Source organism: Aeromonas sp. Marseille-Q5825 (assembly GCF_946892685.1).
GTDB lineage: Bacteria > Pseudomonadota > Gammaproteobacteria > Enterobacterales > Aeromonadaceae > Aeromonas > Aeromonas rivipollensis.
In genome coordinates this window covers 44,697-61,911 of the sequence record NZ_CAMPOU010000002.1, presented here as the reverse complement: position 1 = coordinate 61,911, position 17,215 = coordinate 44,697, and the positions used below count along the sequence as shown (strand labels likewise).

Annotated in this window: 12 protein-coding genes; 5 read left to right on the top strand and 7 right to left on the bottom strand. The window is 59.1% G+C overall.

Annotation, left to right across the window (positions count from 1 at the left end; all coding sequences use genetic code 11):
- Window positions 1–87 precede the first annotated feature (87 nt).
- From uvrB to OC537_RS07075, 3 genes are all read left to right on the top strand, one after another.
- Window positions 88–2,100 carry an excinuclease ABC subunit UvrB gene (gene uvrB / locus OC537_RS07085; RefSeq protein WP_139744300.1) on the top strand — a complete coding sequence of 671 codons (2,013 nt, stop codon included), beginning with the start codon at window positions 88–90 and terminating at the stop codon, window positions 2,098–2,100.
- Window positions 2,097–2,354, top strand: a complete 258-nt coding sequence (locus OC537_RS07080) for a YkvA family protein (protein ID WP_025327135.1) — start codon at window positions 2,097–2,099, stop codon at window positions 2,352–2,354. Before uvrB ends, OC537_RS07080 begins: the two co-directional genes overlap by 4 nt.
- Before the next feature lie 80 nt (window positions 2,355–2,434).
- On the top strand, window positions 2,435–3,085 hold the full coding sequence (locus tag OC537_RS07075) for a DedA family protein (protein WP_106886652.1): 651 nt from the start codon (window positions 2,435–2,437) through the stop codon (window positions 3,083–3,085).
- An 89-nt stretch (window positions 3,086–3,174) separates the two neighbouring features.
- Here the strand turns inward: OC537_RS07075 and OC537_RS07070 are convergent.
- The 3 genes from OC537_RS07070 to nhaB form a co-directional block, all read right to left on the bottom strand.
- Window positions 3,175–4,394, bottom strand: a protein-coding gene (locus OC537_RS07070; RefSeq protein WP_262110598.1) for an IS3 family transposase whose coding sequence is annotated in 2 segments (ribosomal slippage) — window positions 3,175–4,046 and window positions 4,046–4,394 — 1,221 coding nt in all. Because the reading frame shifts where the segments join, the coding sequence is not laid out codon by codon here.
- 320 nt (window positions 4,395–4,714) lie between these two features.
- Window positions 4,715–5,236, bottom strand: coding sequence for a disulfide bond formation protein DsbB (gene dsbB, locus OC537_RS07065; protein ID WP_262110597.1), 522 nt, complete (start codon window positions 5,234–5,236; stop codon window positions 4,715–4,717).
- An 86-nt stretch (window positions 5,237–5,322) separates the two neighbouring features.
- Entirely contained in the window at window positions 5,323–6,897 is a 1,575-nt protein-coding gene (gene nhaB / locus OC537_RS07060) for a sodium/proton antiporter NhaB (protein WP_262110596.1), read from the bottom strand.
- 333 nt (window positions 6,898–7,230) lie between these two features.
- Between nhaB and fadR the strand changes: the two genes are divergently transcribed.
- On the top strand, window positions 7,231–7,944 hold the full coding sequence (gene fadR, locus OC537_RS07055) for a fatty acid metabolism transcriptional regulator FadR (RefSeq protein ID WP_106886656.1): 714 nt from the start codon (window positions 7,231–7,233) through the stop codon (window positions 7,942–7,944).
- Between the two features lie 62 nt (window positions 7,945–8,006).
- Here fadR and OC537_RS07050 read toward each other — a convergent pair whose 3' ends face one another.
- The 4 genes from OC537_RS07050 to OC537_RS07035 all read right to left on the bottom strand — a co-directional run bounded on the left by OC537_RS07050 (window position 8,007) and on the right by OC537_RS07035 (window position 15,241).
- Entirely contained in the window at window positions 8,007–9,527 is a 1,521-nt protein-coding gene (locus OC537_RS07050) for a SpoVR family protein (protein WP_262110595.1), read from the bottom strand.
- A gap of 10 nt (window positions 9,528–9,537) precedes the next feature.
- Window positions 9,538–10,809 (bottom strand): YeaH/YhbH family protein, encoded by a 1,272-nt coding sequence (locus tag OC537_RS07045; protein WP_106886658.1) that lies wholly within the window; start codon window positions 10,807–10,809, stop codon window positions 9,538–9,540.
- A 24-nt stretch (window positions 10,810–10,833) separates the two neighbouring features.
- A complete protein-coding gene (locus tag OC537_RS07040; RefSeq protein ID WP_005327853.1) occupies window positions 10,834–12,756 on the bottom strand; it encodes a PrkA family serine protein kinase in 1,923 nt (640 codons plus the stop codon).
- A gap of 562 nt (window positions 12,757–13,318) precedes the next feature.
- Window positions 13,319–15,241, bottom strand: coding sequence for an ATP-dependent DNA helicase RecQ (locus tag OC537_RS07035; RefSeq protein ID WP_262110594.1), 1,923 nt, complete (start codon window positions 15,239–15,241; stop codon window positions 13,319–13,321).
- 337 nt (window positions 15,242–15,578) lie between these two features.
- On the opposite strand from OC537_RS07035, the gene sstT reads away from it, so the two are divergent.
- Window positions 15,579–16,829 carry a serine/threonine transporter SstT gene (sstT, locus tag OC537_RS07030; RefSeq protein WP_262110593.1) on the top strand — a complete coding sequence of 417 codons (1,251 nt, stop codon included), beginning with the start codon at window positions 15,579–15,581 and terminating at the stop codon, window positions 16,827–16,829.
- Window positions 16,830–17,215 lie beyond the last annotated feature (386 nt).

Sequence of the window (17,215 nt, the reverse complement as noted above, 5' to 3'; positions counted from 1 at the left end):
TCAATAGCCGTCAGGGGCCGAGAGCGGATACCCAGGTCCGTCAACTCGGGGTACACTGCTCTCTTGCCGTTTTTGTCGGGAGTCGTCATGAATAAGCCTTTCAAGCTGGCCAGCCAGTTTCAACCCGCGGGGGATCAGCCTGCAGCCATCGCCCGCCTGCTCGATGGCATAGAGTCCGGCCTCGCTCATCAGACCCTGCTCGGGGTGACTGGGTCGGGCAAGACCTTCACCATGGCCAACGTCATCGCCACCCTGAACCGCCCGACCATGATACTGGCTCCCAACAAGACCCTGGCCGCCCAGCTCTATGGGGAGATGAAGGAGTTCTTCCCCGAGAACTCGGTGGAATACTTCGTCTCCTATTACGACTATTACCAGCCGGAAGCCTATGTGCCGACCACGGACACCTTCATAGAGAAGGATGCCTCCATCAACGATCACATCGAGCAGATGCGATTGTCGGCCACCAAGGCGCTGCTGGAGCGGCGCGACGTGGTGATCGTTGCCTCGGTATCGGCCATCTATGGTCTGGGGGACCCTCAGGCCTACCTCAGCATGATGCTGCATCTCAAGGTGGGGGATGTGATCAACCAGCGGGACATATTGCGCCGCCTCGCTGAGCTGCAATACACCCGCAACGACGTGGCGTTTAGCCGCGGCACCTTCCGGGTGCGAGGGGAGGTGATCGACATCTACCCTGCCGAATCGGACAAGCTGGCCCTGCGGGTGGAGCTGTTTGATGAGGAGGTGGAGCGCCTCTCCCAGTTCGATCCCCTGACCGGTGCCATAGAGCAGACTGTGGTGCGCTACACCATCTACCCCAAGACCCACTACGCCACGCCGCGGGAGACCATCCTCGGGGCCATCGATCACATCAAGGAAGAGCTCAAGGGACGCCGCGAGCAGCTGTTGTCCCTGAACAAGCTGGTGGAAGAGCAGCGCATCAGCCAGCGTACCCAGTTCGACATCGAGATGATGCAGGAGCTGGGGTACTGCTCCGGCATCGAGAACTACAGCCGCTATCTGTCGGGGCGTGCCCCCGGCGAGCCGCCGCCCACCCTGTTCGACTACCTGCCGGGGGATGGTTTGCTCATCATCGACGAGTCCCATGTCACTGTGCCGCAGATCGGCGCCATGTTCAAAGGGGACAGATCCCGCAAGGAGACCCTGGTGGAGTACGGCTTCCGGCTTCCCTCGGCGCTCGACAACAGGCCGCTGAAGTTTGACGAGTTCGAGGCCCTGATGCCCCAGACTGTGTTCGTCTCGGCGACCCCTGGCCCCTACGAGCTGGAGAAGTCCGGCGGCGATGTTGTGCAGCAGGTGGTGCGTCCCACCGGCCTGCTCGATCCTGTCATCGAGGTGCGCCCCGTCACCACCCAGGTGGACGACTTGCTCTCCGAGATCAGGCTGCGGGTGGCGGTGGAGGAGCGGGTGCTGGTCACCACCCTCACCAAGCGGATGGCGGAGGATTTGACCGAATATCTGGCGGATCACGACGTGCGGGTGCGCTACCTGCATTCGGACATAGATACCGTGGAGCGGGTGGAGATCATCCGCGATCTGCGCCTCGGCAAGTTCGACGTGCTGGTGGGCATCAACCTGCTGCGGGAAGGGCTCGACATGCCGGAGGTCTCTCTGGTGGCCATCCTGGATGCGGACAAGGAGGGCTTCCTGCGCTCCACCCGCTCCCTCATCCAGACCATAGGCCGCGCCGCCCGCAACCTCAACGGCAAGGTCATTCTCTACGGCGACACCATCACCAACTCCATGAAGGTGGCCATAGAAGAGACCGAACGGCGCCGTGCCCTGCAGCACGCCCACAACCTGGAGCACGGCATCACGCCAACAGGCCTCAACAAGTCGGTGGGGGATGTGATGGACATGGGGGGGAGCCGCACCGCCGGCAAACCGGGCAGAGGCAGTCGCAAGGCGGCCGAGCCGCAAGGGGAGTACCATGCCCGCTCCGCCAGCGAAATCGCCAAGGAGATCAAGCGGATGGAGGAGCAGATGTTCCAGCATGCCCGGGATCTGGAGTTCGAGCAGGCCGCCGCCATGCGGGATCAGATCCAGCGGCTGCGCGGCGAGTTGATCGAGTCATGAGCGGCAAGCGCTGGCTGATCTGGCGGCGCTTGCGCCGCCTCTATGCCGGTTTTCGCCACCCGGATACCCCCTGGTGGGCCAAGGGGCTGGTGATCCTCATCCTCGTCTATGGCATCAGTCCGGTGGATCTCATCCCGGATCTGGTGCCCTTCGTTGGCTGGCTCGACGACGTCAGCCTGCTGCTGTTGCTGCTCTGGGGGTGGGAGTCCTGCCTGCCCGCAACGGTCAGGAAGGGGCTGGATACCCTGGAATGAGGGGAGAGGCGATGCCGCAGATTGTCGGGCGCAAGGCATTGGCGTAGACTCCACGCCGTTCACTTTATGAGTATGAAAAAATGGATCTGATCCTGTTTGCAATCGACTTTATTCTGCACGTTGACGTGCACCTGAAAGAGCTGTTCGAGCACTATGGCATCTGGGTTTACGCCATCCTGTTCCTCATCATCTTCTGTGAGACCGGCCTGGTGGTGACCCCCTTCCTGCCCGGCGACTCCCTGCTGTTTGCCGCAGGCGCCCTCACAGTGGGCAGCGTGCTGGACGTGCACACCCTGGCGGGGGTGCTGATCATCGCCGCCGTGCTCGGCAACGTGGTGAACTACACCATAGGCCACTTCTTCGGGGATCAGCTGTTTCGCAATCCCGATTCGAAGATCTTCCGCCGCGACTATCTGGTCAAGACCCACGCCTTCTATGCCAAGCATGGCGGCAAGACCATCATCATCACCCGTTTCCTGCCCATAGTGCGCACTTTTGCCCCCTTCGTGGCCGGCATGGGAGCCATGACCTACCCGCGTTTTCTGGCGTTCAACCTGATTGGCGGCTTGCTGTGGGTGTTGTCGTTTGTCTATGCGGGCCACTTCTTCGGCAACCTGCCGGTGGTGCGTCACAATTTCACTCTGCTCATCTTCGGCATCATCGGCATCTCGCTGCTGCCCATGGTCGTCGGCATGGTGAAGGCCAGGATGAACACCGCCAGGGCAAGTTGAGGATGTGCTAAAGAAGGCCGCGTGCTGCAGAGCCTGCGATTGTCTAGTCCTGAAATAGGTTTACACATTTTCGTCTAGCTTCACGTGACTCAGAACCCCCGATGCACTGCATCGGGGGTTCTGTATTTCAAGGCATGATGCGGTCGCTCCAGGTTGTAAATATCCACTGCCTCACGCACCATCTCCCGCGCTTGCGCCAGGTCCTGCGGGCTTTGCAACAACAACTCCCCTTTCAAAATCCCGTTCACCCGCTCCGCCAACGCATTCTGGTAACAGTCATAACCATCCGTCATTGAGCATTTCACCCCGTGCCGGGCATGCAATGACTGATACAGGCCCGAGCAATACTGCACGCCGCGGTCCGAGTGATGGATAAGCTCCCCGCCGCCACGCCGTTGCTTCAGCGCTTGTCTGAACGCCATCGCCACCGACTCGGCGTGCATCCCTTCGTGCACGTGATGGCCCACTATCTTGCGTGAGTAAGCATCCGTCACCAGGCTCAGGTACAGCGGCCCGCTCCTGGCTGGCAGATAGGTGATGTCGGCGACCCAGACTTGCTCCGGTGCCACCGGCGTGACCTGCTCCGGCCCGGCCTTGAGCAAGTTGGGATGACGGTAGATACGGTGAAAACTGTGGGTGGTCTTGTGATACGCCCGCTTTGGCTGCACCAGCAGGCGGTGCTCGGCCAATATCTGAAACAGCCTGTCCCGCCCGACCTTGAGCCCGCCATCATCCTGACCCTGAAGCAGATAATGCAGCTTGCGGGTGCCCACCCGTGGTTGTCGCAGCCGTACCTGACGCACGAAGCGCACCACCTGCAGCCCCTGTGCATGGCGCAGGTCGGCAACCCGATTGCGCTTGTAGTAAGCCTGACGGCTTATCCCCAGAAACCGACAAGCCCTGACGATGGTCAGCCTCTGGACTTGCCGCTGCGAGAGGACTTGCCGGGTCGCTTTTTTACGATGGAGACGCCGTAGTCGTTCTTCAATACATCGACGACGGCCTCAAAGAACTGGGCCTTCTGGCTCATCAGCGCCAGCTGCTGCTCGAGCTCCTTGATGCGCTGTTCGGGCGTCTGGTTGTTGGGGTCAGGCATAGTGATGCTCCTGCCGGCGCGCACAGAAGCCCCCTGGCTCCAATCTTGCCGACCATGTTTACGCAACCATACCAGAACGGTGGAGTTGCCCTGAATGCCGTATCGGGCTTGTGCCTGCTGGCAGGTGAGCTCGCCTTTTTCAATCTGCTCGACCAGTGCCAATTTAAAAGTCAGCGAGTAATCGCGCTGTGTCCGTTTCACACCTTGTCCCATCGGGTTCTCCATTTATTGGGGGGAAAGGTGTAAACCATATTCAGGACGGGACAGATCACAAGAAAGGGGAGCCACTGTGGCTCCCCTTTTTGTCATCCGAGCTTGTCTCTGTCTGTGCCCGGCATGGCTGGTTTGACTGCAACAACGGTAAACAGTACTTGGGCAGTGACCACTACAAACAGCGGCAGTCGGCGAAGCTGGCCACCAGCCAGATGAAAGGGGCATGGAGAAACGGGATCGGCTTGGGTGGCTGACACCGCTGATTGAAAAGGGAGCCGATGGCTCCCTCTTTGTATGCGTCATATATGGTGGCGTCAGCTTCAGTTACAGCAACGACCCTTGACCAGGTTGCCGATGGCGACCACAGCAAACACCAGCAGGTAGGCGGCGAAGATGACCACCAGCCACTGCGGCATGGAGAAACTCAGGAATTGCCAGCTGATCTCGCTGCAATCGCCGTCCGGGAAGAAGAGCCAGGGCACCCACTGATCGAGGGGAGCCCAGCTTGGGAAATCGACGAAGCCTTCGCACACATTGAAGGGGGAGGGGTTCACCTGGTAATCCACATGTTTGAGTGCCAGTTTCAGGCCCCAGAAGGCGCTGTAGCCCCACAGTAGCATGGCGCTCCAGCGGAGATACCATTTCTCTGGCGCCACCATGCCGAGCAGGCCGGCAGCGAACACCCCCAGGATGGCGATCCGCTCATAGATGCACATCACGCAAGGGTGCAGACCCAGCACATGCTGGAAGAAGAGGGCGCACAGCTCGAAGCAGAGCGCGGACGCGGCCAGCAAGCCCCAGGCCAGACGGTGGCTGGCAATACGGCGAAGAAACTCGATCATCTGATTGATCTCACAGAGAAAAATAGTGGCTGAATTAGAGCAGAGCCCCACTTAAAAAGAAAGGGGCCTAATGGCCCCTAGCGTCATCAGTGTGCCGCCGGTGCCAGGGTCGGCACGGCGCCACCCTGCGTCAGCCAGCCAGCCTGGTAGAACCATTCGGTGGCAGGGGCGAGCAGTTGCTCCACCGCAAAGAAACCCACCAGCCCCAGCACCAGAGTGTAGGGCAGGGCCATCCACACCATGCGGCCATAGGAGAGGCGCAGCAGCGGCGCCAGCGCCGAGGTGAGCATGAACAGGAAGGCTGCCTGGCCATTGGGGGTGGCCACCGACGGCAGGTTGGTCCCGGTGTTGATGGCCACCGCCAGCAGATCGAAATGCTCACGGCTGATGGCGCCATTGAGCAGGGCGGTCTTCACTTCGTTGATGTAGACGGTGCCGACGAAGACGTTGTCGCTCACCATGGAGAGCAAGCCGTTGGCCAGATAGAAGAGGGCGAGCTGATCCTCGGGTTTGGCGGCCAGCACCCACTGGATCACCGGCTTGAACAGCTGTTGATCGATGATCACCGCGACCACGCTGAAGAAGACGGTGAGCAGGGCGGTGAAGGGCAGCGCCTCATGGAAGGCCTTGCCGAGGGCATGCTCCTCGGTGACGCCGGTGAAGGACGTCGCGAGCACTATGACGGTCAGGCCGATCAGGCCCACCGCCGCCAGATGCAGTGCCAGACCTGTGATGAGCCAGATGGCGATGGCCGCCTGGACCAGCAGCTTGGCCTTCTCTTGCGGGCTGCGCTGGGCATCTTCGTCGCGCTCGTAGGCTTCCATGATGTGACGCACGGGCTCGGGCAACTTGGTGCCATATCCGAACCAGCGGCACTTCTCCACCAGGATGCAGGTGAGCAGACCGCAGAGGAAGACGGGAATAGTGACCGGGGCCATGCGAATGGCAAATTCACCGAAATGCCAGCCCGCCTGCTCACCAATGATGAGGTTCTGGGGCTCGCCGACCAGGGTGCAAACCCCCCCTAGGGCAGTGCCGATGGCGGCATGCATCATCAGGCTGCGCAAAAAGGCGCGGAACTCGTTCAGGTGCTGGCGAGACAGCTCGTCAATGTCCTCGTCATCCTGATGCTGACCCTCAAACTCGTCGCGGGAGGCCACCTTGTGATAGATGGCGTAGAAACCGGTGGCGACGCTGATGACCACGGCGATCACCGTCAGGGCGTCGAGGAAGGCGGACAGGAAGGCCGACACCAGGCAGAAGGCGAGGGAGAGCAGGGTCTTGGAATGGATGCGGACCAGCATCTTGGTGAAGACGTAGAGCAGCAGCTGTTTCATGAAATAGATGCCGGCCACCATGAAGACCAGCAACAGCAGCACTTCGATGTTGGCCACCAGCTCATGCTTGATCTGGTTCGCCGAGGTCATGCCGATGAGCACGGCTTCGATGGCCAGCAGGCCGCCGGGTTGCAGCGGGTAGCACTTGAGCGCCATGGCCAGGGTGAAGATGAACTCGACCACCAGCAACCAGCCAGCCAGGAAGGGATCAATATGGAAGATGATCGGATTGATCAGCAGGAATATGACGATGGCAATTTTGTACCACCGAGGGGCATTACCCAAAAAATTCTTTGCAAAAGCGCGCCCTAGGCTGATTGGCATAATGATGGTTCTCTGTTCTGTTGTTGGTATCTGCGTCTATGCAGTCGAGCCCGACTCGACCCGAACATCCGGATATTCACCTTTATCAAATTGATTGCACATGATTTTAATCAAGTGAGCGCTAACTATAAATAACGCCGCTGTGCTTGCCCAGCGGCGAGGCGTCGATATCACCATCATTTGGTGTTGCTTGGCTCCGGCCATGTCGTTGTATACATATTTTTAACAAAAAGTTCGGGTTAATGTGAGCAGAGGACTGACCTTCTGCTTGCCAGCATGACCGGCTTTGCTATTATTCGTGAGCCTTTTTACGCACTACAACAGAGTCACCACATGGTCATAAAAGCGCAAAGCCCTGCCGGGTTTGCCGAGGAATACATCATCGAGTCCATCTGGAACAATCGCTTTCCTCCAGGATCCATTCTGCCGGCGGAGCGCGAACTGTCCGAGCTGATTGGCGTGACTCGCACTACCTTGCGCGAAGTGCTGCAGCGCCTTGCCCGCGATGGCTGGCTCACCATCCAGCATGGCAAACCGACCAAGGTCAACAACTTCTGGGAGACCTCGGGTCTCAACATCCTGGAGACCCTGGCACGGCTCGATCAGGACAAGGTGCCGGATCTGGTGGCTCAGCTGCTGTCGGCGCGCACCAACATCTGCACCATCTTCATCCGTGGCGCCATTCGCAACAACCCGGAGCAAGCTGCCGAGATCTTGCGTGGCGCCGATGAGGTTGATAATTCCCCGGAGGCGTACGCCGAGTTCGACTACCGCCTGCACCATCAGCTTTCATTTGCTTCCGGCAACCCTATCTATGCCTTGATCCTCAATGGCTTCAAAGGGTTGTACAGCCGTGTCGGGCGTTATTACTTCTCCGACAAGCAGGCGCGCGAGACGGCAGATGCCTACTACAAGACGCTGCTGGGCTTGGCCGAGACCAAGAATCACGAGGCCGTGTTCATGACGGTACGTCAGTACGGCATAGAGTCCGGCAAGCTGTGGACTCGTCTTCGCCAGGACATGCCGAGCAACCTGTGCGATAACTGATCCTTTGCTTCCAAGAAAAAACGCGCCAAATGGCGCGTTTTTTTATGCTCCTCGCCTGCCCATCAGGTCAGGCTCTTGCGATCCGGGCAACGCCCTATGATGTCCGCGGTGAGCTCGCCGTTATCTTGCTCCAGCACCACATCGAATCCCCACAGCTGGTGCAGATGCTTGAGCACCTCATGGCGCGACTCGCCGAGGGGGATCCGGTTGTGGGGGACATAACGCAGGGTGAGGGAGCGATCCCCCTTCACCGCCACGTTGTAGACCTGAATATTGGGCTCCAGATTGCTCAAGTTGTATTGGGCAGACAGGGTGTTGCGCACCAGCCGGTAACCCTCCTCGTTGTGGATGGCGGAGACCTTGAGGTAGTTCTTCAGATCGTCGTCATCGATGGCAAACAGCTTCATGTCGCGCATCACCTTGGGGCTGAGGAACTGGCTGATGAAGCTCTCGTCCTTGAAGTTCTGCATGGCGAAGTGCAGGGTATCGACCCAGTTGGTGCCGGCGTAATCGGGGAACCAGTATCTGTCCTCCTCTGTGGGGTGCTCGCAGATGCGGCGCAGGTCGGTGAACATGGCAAAACCGAGGGCATAGGGGTTGATGCCCGAGTAGTAGCGGCTGTTGTAGGGGGGCTGGTACACCACATTGGTGTGGCTGTGCAGCACCTCTATCATGAAGCGATCGCTGATCTTCCCCTCGTCATACAGGTGATTGAGGATGGTGTAGTGCCAGAAGGTTGCCCAGCCTTCGTTCATCACCTGGGTCTGTTTCTGCGGATAGAAGTACTGGCTGATCTTGCGCACTATGCGCACCACCTCCCGCTGCCAAGGCTCCAGCAATGGGGCGTTCTTCTCGATGAAGTAGAGGATGTTCTCCTGCGGCTCGGGCGGATAGCGCCTGTCCTCGATACCGGCTGCCTTATGCTGCTTGGGCAGGGTGCGCCAGAGCTCGTTGACCTGGGTCTGCAGGTAATCTTCCCGCGCCTTCTGGCGCCGCTTCTCCTCCGCCAGGGAGATCTTCTGGGGCCGCTTGTAGCGATCCACCCCGTAGTTCATCAGGGCATGGCAGGAGTCGAGCAGCCGCTCCACGGCATCTATACCGTGTTTCTCCTCGCATTCGGTGATGTAGTTCTTGGCAAACAGCAGGTAGTCGATGATGGAGGAGGCATCGGTCCAGGCCTTGAACAGGTAGTTATTCTTGAAAAAGGAGTTGTGACCATAGCAGGCGTGGGCCATCACCAGAGCCTGCATCGGCATGGTGTTCTCTTCCATCAGGTAGGCGATGCAGGGATCCGAGTTGATAACGATCTCATAGGCCAAGCCCATCTGGCCGCGCTTGTAGTTGCGTTCGGTGTGGATGAAACGCTTGCCGAATGACCAGTGCTGGTAGCCGATGGGCATGCCCACACTGGAGTAGGCATCCATCATCTGCTCGGCGGTGATCACCTCGATCTGGTTGGGATAGGTATCCAGCCGATAAAACTTGGCAACCCGGGCTATCTCGTGGTGATAGGTCTCCAGCAGATCGAAGTTCCAGTCAGGCCCATCGTCCAGCGGCGCTATTTTTCTCGCGGTTTCTACCATATGTGATCCCTCAAGCCGCTTGCTTCTTGAACAACTCCCGGAACACCGGATAGATGTCCTCTACCTTGCGAATGTGCTCCATCGCGAAGTGGGGGTAGTGGTCGGCTACCGACTCGTATTCGTGCCACAGGGTCTGGTGAGCGCGGGTGGTGATCTCGATGTAGGAGTAGTAGCGCACCCGCGGCATGATGTCGCGCATCAGTATCTCCCGGCACTGAGGTGAGTCATCCGCCCAGTTGTCCCCATCGGACGCCTGCGCTGCATAGATGTTCCACTGGTTGGCAGGGTAACGCTCGTTGATGATGTCGTTCATCATCTTGAGGGCGCTGGAGACTATGGTGCCGCCGGTCTCCTGGGAGTAGAAGAACTCGTGTTCGTCCACTTCCTTGGCCTGGGTGTGGTGGCGAATGTAAACCACCTCGACGTTCTTGTAGGTCCGGCTCAGGAACAGATAGAGCAGGATGTAGAAACGCTTGGCCATCTCCTTGGTAGCTTGATCCATGGAGCCGGAGACGTCCATCAGGCAGAACATCACCGCCTGACTGGAGGGCACGGGCCGTTTGACGAAGTTATTGAACTTGAGATCGAAGGTGTCGATGAAGGGCACCGCCTCGATCCGTCGTTTCAGCTCCCTGATCTCTTTTTCGAGCTGTGCCATCTCGGCAAAATGTTCGTTGGGATCGAGAGCCAGCAGGGCCAGCCGCTCCTCCAGCTCACGCACCTGGCGCTTCTTGCCCGCCTGCAGCGCCATGCGACGCGCCAGCGAGTTTTGCAGCGAGCGCACCACGTTGATGTTGGCAGGCACTCCGTTGGAGGTGTAGCCCGCGCGGTAGGTTTTCATCTCCATCAGCTGGTTGAGCTGGGTCTTCTGCAGCCGTGGCAGCTCCAGATCCTCAAACAGCAGGTCCAGGTACTCGTCTTTCGAAATCTGGAACACGAAGTCGTCTGCTCCCTCTCCCTGATCAGAAGCCTGTCCTTCGCCCCCGCCCTGACCGCTGCCCCCTCCCTTGGGTCTGTCAATCTTGTCACCGGAGACGAACTGATCGTTGCCCGGGTGCACCATCTCCCGTTTGCCGCCTTGGCCTTGATGGAAATGGGGCTCACCGATGTCCTTGGTCGGGATGCTGATGCTCTCGCCCTTGTCTACGTCCTGAATGCTGCGCTTGGAGACAGCATCCGAGACCGCTTGTTTGATCTGCTTCTTGTAGCGGCGGATGAAGCGCTGCCGATTGACAGCGCTTTTGTTTTTGCCGTTGAGCCTGCGGTCGATAAAATGCGCCATAACTCCCCCTTGAACACGGCAGGGTCAGGATGACTTGCGTACCCTGAGATACCATTCGGAGAGCAGGCGTACCTGTTTACGGGTGTAGCCCTTCTCCATCATCCGTTCGACAAAGTTATCGTGCTTCTTCTGCTCCTCGGCCGAGGTTTTGCTGTTGAAGGAGATAACCGGCAGCAGCTCTTCCGTGTTGGAGAACATCTTCTTCTCGATCACGGTGCGCAGCTTCTCGTAACTGGTCCAGTTGGGGTTACGGCCTGCATTGTTGGCCCGTGCTCGCAGCACGAAGTTGACGATCTCGTTGCGAAAATCTTTCGGGTTGCTGATCCCCGCCGGTTTTTCAATCTTCTCCAGCTCGCTGTTGAGGGATGCCCGGTCAAACAGCTGGCCGGTTTCGGGGTCACGGTACTCCTGATCCTGGATCCAGAAATCGGCGTAGGTGACGTAGCGATCGAAGATGTTCTGCCCGTACTCTGAATACGACTCGAGGTAGGCGGTCTGGATCTCCTTGCCGATAAATTCCACGTAGCGTGGGGTCAGATAGCCCTTGATGAACTCAAGGTAGCGATCGTGCAGCTCCTGCGGGAACTGCTCGCGCTCTATCTGCTGCTCCAGCACATAGAAGAGGTGCACCGGGTTGGCCGCCACTTCCGCATGGTCGAAGTTGAAGACGCGGGAGAGGATCTTGAACGCAAAGCGGGTGGAGAGGCCGTTCATGCCCTCGTCGACGCCAGCGTAGTCGCGATACTCCTGATAGCTCTTGGCCTTGGGATCCGTGTCCTTGAGGCTCTCGCCGTCATAGACTCGCATCTTGGAGTAGAGGCTGGAGTTTTCCGGCTCTTTCAGCCGTGACAATACGGAGAACTGGCCTAGCAGCTCCAGGGTGCCCGGGGCGCACTTGGCCTCGGTCAGCTCGCTGTTGAACAACAGTTTCTCGTAGATCTTCACCTCTTCCGAGACACGCAGGCAGTAGGGCACCTTGACGATGTAAACTCGGTCGAGGAAGGCCTCGTTGTTCTTGTTGTTACGGAACTGCTGCCATTCGGATTCGTTGGAGTGGGCCAGCAGGATGCCGTCGAAGGGGAGGGCGGAGAGCCCCTCGGTGCCGTTGTAGTTTCCTTCCTGAGTCGCGGTCAGCAAGGGGTGCAACACCTTGATGGGCGCCTTGAACATCTCCACGAACTCCATCATCCCCTGGTTCGCCTTGCACAGAGCGCCTGAGTAGGAGTAGGCATCGGCATCATCCTGGGCATAGTGCTCCAGCATGCGGATGTCAACCTTGCCCACCAGGGAGGAGATGTCCTGGTTGTTGTCATCGCCGGGTTCTGTCTTGGCGATGGCGATCTGATCCAAGATGGAGGGGTTGACCTTCTCCACCTTGAACTTGGTGATGTCACCGCCAAACTCGTGCAGCCGCTTGGCCGCCCAGGGAGACATGATGGGCCTCAGGTAGCGGCGCGGTATGCCGTACTCTTTTTCCAGGATCTCGCCGTCCTCTTCGATGTCGAACAGGCAGAAGGGGTGGTCGTTGACCGGCGATCCCTTGATGCGATAAATGGGCACTTTTTGCATCAGGGACTTGAGTTTCTCGGCCAGCGAGGATTTGCCGCCGCCAACGGGACCCAGCAGGTAGAGGATCTGTTTCTTCTCTTCCAGTCCCTGGGCGGAGTGCTTGAGGTAGGAGACGATCTGCTCGATCGCCTCTTCCATGCCATAGAAGTCTTTGAAAGCGGGATAGCGTGCGACGACGCGGTTGGAAAAGAGGCGGCTGAGGCGCGGATTGACGGAGGTGTCGATCATTTCCGGTTCGCCGATGGCAACCAGCAGTCGTTCGGCGGCGGAGGCGTAGCAGGATTTGTCCTGTTTGCACATATCCAGAAACTCCTGGATGCTGTACTCCTCCTCTCTGGCCTTCTCATACCGCTGTTGATAGTGCTCGAAGATGCCCATAACTTAGCCCTCGTTATAGTCGCTTACCCTGAAAAAGAGTGGATCACTACTTTTGTTCTGTTTACCTCTTAAGCCTAGTCAACAGCCCCCAGTAATCCATCGCCATCATTGGTTTAAGTTTGTACGGGAGCTTCCCGATCCTCATGCGGGAAGAGGCAGCCAATGACATCTCTATGTTACTGACTGTTAAATTATTTTTGCCACGACAGTGATGCAAATGTCAAAGACATAAAAAATAAATGTTTGTGTGGCAGGGGCAGAAAATGATGGCTCCCCGGTTTGTGGAATCGAAGTGCAGGCGGGGCAAGGGCGGCAGGGGAGAAGAGGTGAAATATGGTGACGCTTACGTTAACGTAATGATCGTTGTTTGGTGTTAAAGCTCTAATTTTTACATTGACGCTACATTCTGGCTGCTCTAGATTGGCCCTGTGTCGAGCAGTCATCGCTTTAGCAAGAGAGTGGGTGATTGTGCAGATACTAAGCTCTGTTTAAGCACGTTTCCGTTGGCTTGACCCTCGCATCCGCGAGGGTCTTATTTTTTCAGCGTCCGGCAAGCTGGTGATCAAGATTCGGCAGGATAGATCGCCGATACCGCCGCCAGCACTTCGGCGAAGGGATGGGAGGCCAACTGGCCAAAACCGGCCAGGTTTCTCGCCTTGGTCCGGGTGGTCAGGGGGGTGGCGATACCACAAAGGAAGCGGGTCAGGATCCGGGGATGGCGCTGCTGACACAGGGCAATCAGAGGATCGCACCAGGCGCGCAAGCCGTGCTCGTTGGGCAAGCTCTGAGGCGGCAACGGCGGCAGCACGGCTATCTCCCCCCGGCAGACGGAGCAGTGCCCGCACTGCTCGGGCGCCTCTTCATCGGCAAAATAGCGGGCCAGCTCATGGCTCAGGCAGCGGCTCGAGGTAAAGAACCCCAGCAGGGCCTGAAGTCGGTCCAGTTCACTCTGCTCCTTTTGCTCGAACAGGGCATGGAGCTGATCTGCCAGCGACTCGATGGCGAGATCCTGGCGCAGAACCCTATATACCTCAGTCATCTGCTTGCTTTCCAGCTCGATCCAGCCCTGCTGCTGCAGATAGTCCAGCGCGGCGGCGGCTCTTTGCCGTTCCCCCTGATACCCCTGCCACAGCGCATCGAAGTCCATGGTGCACCAGCTGCGCGCCTGGGGAGCACAGGCAAACAGCTGCTCCAGAAACTGGCGGCGATCGGGGTTGAAGCGGGCCAGGATCTCCCGTTTTTCCAGCACAAACTTGAAGCGGTACTCGGCAAAGTAGCTGTAGGCCGGGGCAATGACCCCCGCCATCTCCAGATAGACCAGCAGGGTCTTGAGGGGCAGTTGGCGGATGTTGATTTCATTGGAGAGGCGCAACAGACCAAATTCCCACTCGGCCCCGCTCTGTTGCAGGATCTGGAGCAAGCTCAGGATGGCGTCCCTGTCCGGGGTATCCCCATAGACGAAGTTTTCCAGCACAGGCAACTGGGCGCGGCTTGCCAGCACCATGCAGCGGGAGGGGAGGCCATCACGTCCGGCGCGGCCTATCTCCTGGCTGTAGTTCTCGATGGATTTGGGCAGATCGTAGTGAATGACACGGCGGATATCGGCCTTGTCGATGCCCATGCCAAAGGCGATGGTGGCGACGATGCAGTCGAGTCGGCCGGCCATGAAGTCGTGCTGGATCTGGCTGCGCAGGGCAGGATCCAGCCCCGCATGATAGGCACAGGCGCGGATGCCGATGGCCTGCAACTGATCGGCACACTGCTGCGCGCTGTGCTGCAGGGTGACGTAGACGATGGTGGGGGCCGCGGGATCGCGGCGCAACTCGTCACGCAGCCAGCCATCGCGGGCACTGCCAGCCAGCGGAATGACGGCGAGATCCAGATTGGGGCGATAGAAGCCTGTCACTACCAGATCCTCGGCCTCGATGGCAAATTTGGCCTGCATGTCTGCCATGACCGCCGGAGTGGCGGTGGCGGTGAGCAGCAGTACCTGAGGAATGGCCAGATCGCGGCGATGGTCCGGCAGCTTCAGATAGTCGGGCCGAAAATTGTGACCCCATTCCGAGATGCAGTGCGCCTCATCCACCACCAGCAGGGAGAGCGGCACCTGGGCGATGAAGCGGCGAAAGCGCTCGTTCTTGAGGCGCTCCACCGAGATCATCAGGATCTTGAGCTGGCCGTCACTGGCCTGCTGCATCACCCGGCGGCTCTCCTCGGGGGTCTGGCTGGAGTCCAGGGTCGCGGCGGCAATCCCCTTGCGCTGCAAGAAGGCGAGCTGATCGTGCATCAGCGCCAGCAGGGGGGAGATGACCAGGGTCAGATGGGGCAGTGCCAGCGCGGGCAACTGATAGCAGAGGGACTTGCCTGCGCCGGTCGGGAAGATGGCCGCCGCACTCTTGCCGGCCAGCAGGCGGCTGATCACCGCTTCCTGGCCGGGTCGCAGCCGATCGAAGCCGAAGTGTCGGGTCAATAAAGAGGTGATCATGGCAACAGGCTCCAGTGCAAAGTGAGCGGCATGATACCACTGTCGCCCCTACATCGGCCGATGATCGGACTGGTTTGGTGACAATTCGACCGTGGTTGATATTGTGTTATCACATTGTTGTAGATTTTTTGTGAGGTAACCCTGATATTTTTCAGTGATTATGTGGAAAAAAACGGTGGCAGATGGGATATTCCTTGTCCGCAACACCACGCGTACTGGACAGATCCAGAAGAAGGTTTGCCAACGGCACCACCGTCCACAGGCCGGTGTCAATGCGCGCGGCAGGTTGCCAACAGGACTAATGATTCACGCACCATGAGTGCACAGGGACTATTTGATGACACAACAACACCCCCTCATAAAACTGGTCAACAGCACCAGTCTGGTTAGCCAGATCCTGGTCGGTCTGGTATTCGGTATCCTCCTTGCCATGTTCATGCCTGAATGGGCCAAGGCGGCGGGTCTGCTTGGCAGCCTGTTCGTCGGTGCCCTGAAGGCGGTCGCCCCGCTGCTGGTCTTCGTGCTGGTGATGTCGGCGATCATCGGTCACAAGCAGGGTCAGAAGACCAACATGAAGCCGATCTTGCTGCTCTATGTGCTGGGGACCTTCCTGGCCGCCGTGGTGGCCGTGATGGCGAGCTTCCTGTTCCCCTCCAACCTGCATCTGGTGGCCAGCAGTGCCGAGATCACCCCGCCGGGCGGCATCACCGAGGTACTGCAGACCCTGCTGTTCAACGTGGTGACCAACCCGGTGAAGGCGCTGCTGGATGCCAACTACATAGGTATCCTGGCCTGGGCCATCGGCCTTGGCATCGCCATGCGTCACGCGGGTGACAGCACCAAGGCGCTGATCACCGACCTGTCCCACGGGGTCTCCAGCATCGTCAGAGCTGTGATCCGCTGTGCGCCGCTCGGCATTCTGGGTCTGGTGGCATCCACTCTGGCCGAGACAGGTTTCGATGCCCTGTTTGGCTATGCCCAGCTGCTGGTGGTGCTGATCGGCTGCATGCTGTTCATCGCCTTCGTGGTCAACCCGCTCATCGTGTTCTGGAAGATCAAGCGCAACCCCTATCCGCTGGTGCTGACCTGCCTGAAAGAGAGTGGCGTGACCGCCTTCTTCACCCGCAGCTCCGCCGCCAACATTCCGGTCAACATGGCGCTGGCCGAGAAGCTGCGTCTGCCGGAAGACACCTACGCTGTCTCCATTCCGCTGGGTGCCACCATCAACATGGCCGGTGCCGCCATCACCATCACTGTGCTCTCCATGGCAGCGGTGCACACCCTGGGGATGGAAGTGGATCTGGCTACCGCCATTCTGCTCTCCGTGGTCGCCACCATCAGCGCCTGTGGCGCCTCCGGCGTGGCCGGCGGTTCCCTGCTGCTGATCCCGCTGGCGTGCAGCCTGTTTGGCATCAGCAACGACATCGCCATGCAGGTCGTCGCCGTGGGCTTCATCATAGGGGTGCTGCAGGATTCCGCCGAGACGGCCCTCAACAGCTCCACCGACGTACTGTTCACCGCGGCCGCTTGCATGGCCGAGGATGAGAGCCTGCTGGAGGCGGCCCCGCTGCCCAGCCGCGAAGCCTGATCCCCTTAGCTTTTCCCTAAATGCTGGCGCCCTCTTCGGAGGGCGCTTTTTATTGCCTGCGATCTTGTGTCAGCGACGCTTGCCCTTCCTTAATCCAATCTGCCTGTTGTCGCTGTGGGCCTCTCGTCCATGGGAGGACCCGGCGCCTGCTTGAGAGGGCGGCCGCGGCTACCCCCTCTGGAAAGAAGGGCCGGGAGCTATCGGCTCAGGCGTTGATGAGTTGTCAGGCCGCTGCGTCGTCATAGCGGCAAAGCACCAAGGCTCGTCAGCGGGCATATGGGCGCCGGGCTGGCGCATCAGGGCTCTCGTTCTGTGTCGCCGCATCGGATCGTGGGCGAGCGACGACATCCCGTGTTTCGGGTGCAAACCCAGGCCCCTGAGGGGCG

What these genes read in the sequence shown, in the direction of transcription:
- uvrB (WP_139744300.1), top strand. Translation starts at nt 88, where the DNA reads ATGAATAAGCCTTTCAAGCTGGCCAGCCAGTTTCAACCCGCGGGGGAT.
- OC537_RS07080 (WP_025327135.1), top strand. Translation starts at nt 2,097, where the DNA reads ATGAGCGGCAAGCGCTGGCTGATCTGGCGGCGCTTGCGCCGCCTCTAT.
- OC537_RS07075 (WP_106886652.1), top strand. Translation starts at nt 2,435, where the DNA reads ATGGATCTGATCCTGTTTGCAATCGACTTTATTCTGCACGTTGACGTG.
- dsbB (WP_262110597.1), bottom strand. Translation starts at nt 5,236, where the DNA reads ATGATCGAGTTTCTTCGCCGTATTGCCAGCCACCGTCTGGCCTGGGGC.
- nhaB (WP_262110596.1), bottom strand. Translation starts at nt 6,897, where the DNA reads ATGCCAATCAGCCTAGGGCGCGCTTTTGCAAAGAATTTTTTGGGTAAT.
- fadR (WP_106886656.1), top strand. Translation starts at nt 7,231, where the DNA reads ATGGTCATAAAAGCGCAAAGCCCTGCCGGGTTTGCCGAGGAATACATC.
- OC537_RS07050 (WP_262110595.1), bottom strand. Translation starts at nt 9,527, where the DNA reads ATGGTAGAAACCGCGAGAAAAATAGCGCCGCTGGACGATGGGCCTGAC.
- OC537_RS07045 (WP_106886658.1), bottom strand. Translation starts at nt 10,809, where the DNA reads ATGGCGCATTTTATCGACCGCAGGCTCAACGGCAAAAACAAAAGCGCT.
- OC537_RS07040 (WP_005327853.1), bottom strand. Translation starts at nt 12,756, where the DNA reads ATGGGCATCTTCGAGCACTATCAACAGCGGTATGAGAAGGCCAGAGAG.
- OC537_RS07035 (WP_262110594.1), bottom strand. Translation starts at nt 15,241, where the DNA reads ATGATCACCTCTTTATTGACCCGACACTTCGGCTTCGATCGGCTGCGA.
- sstT (WP_262110593.1), top strand. Translation starts at nt 15,579, where the DNA reads ATGACACAACAACACCCCCTCATAAAACTGGTCAACAGCACCAGTCTG.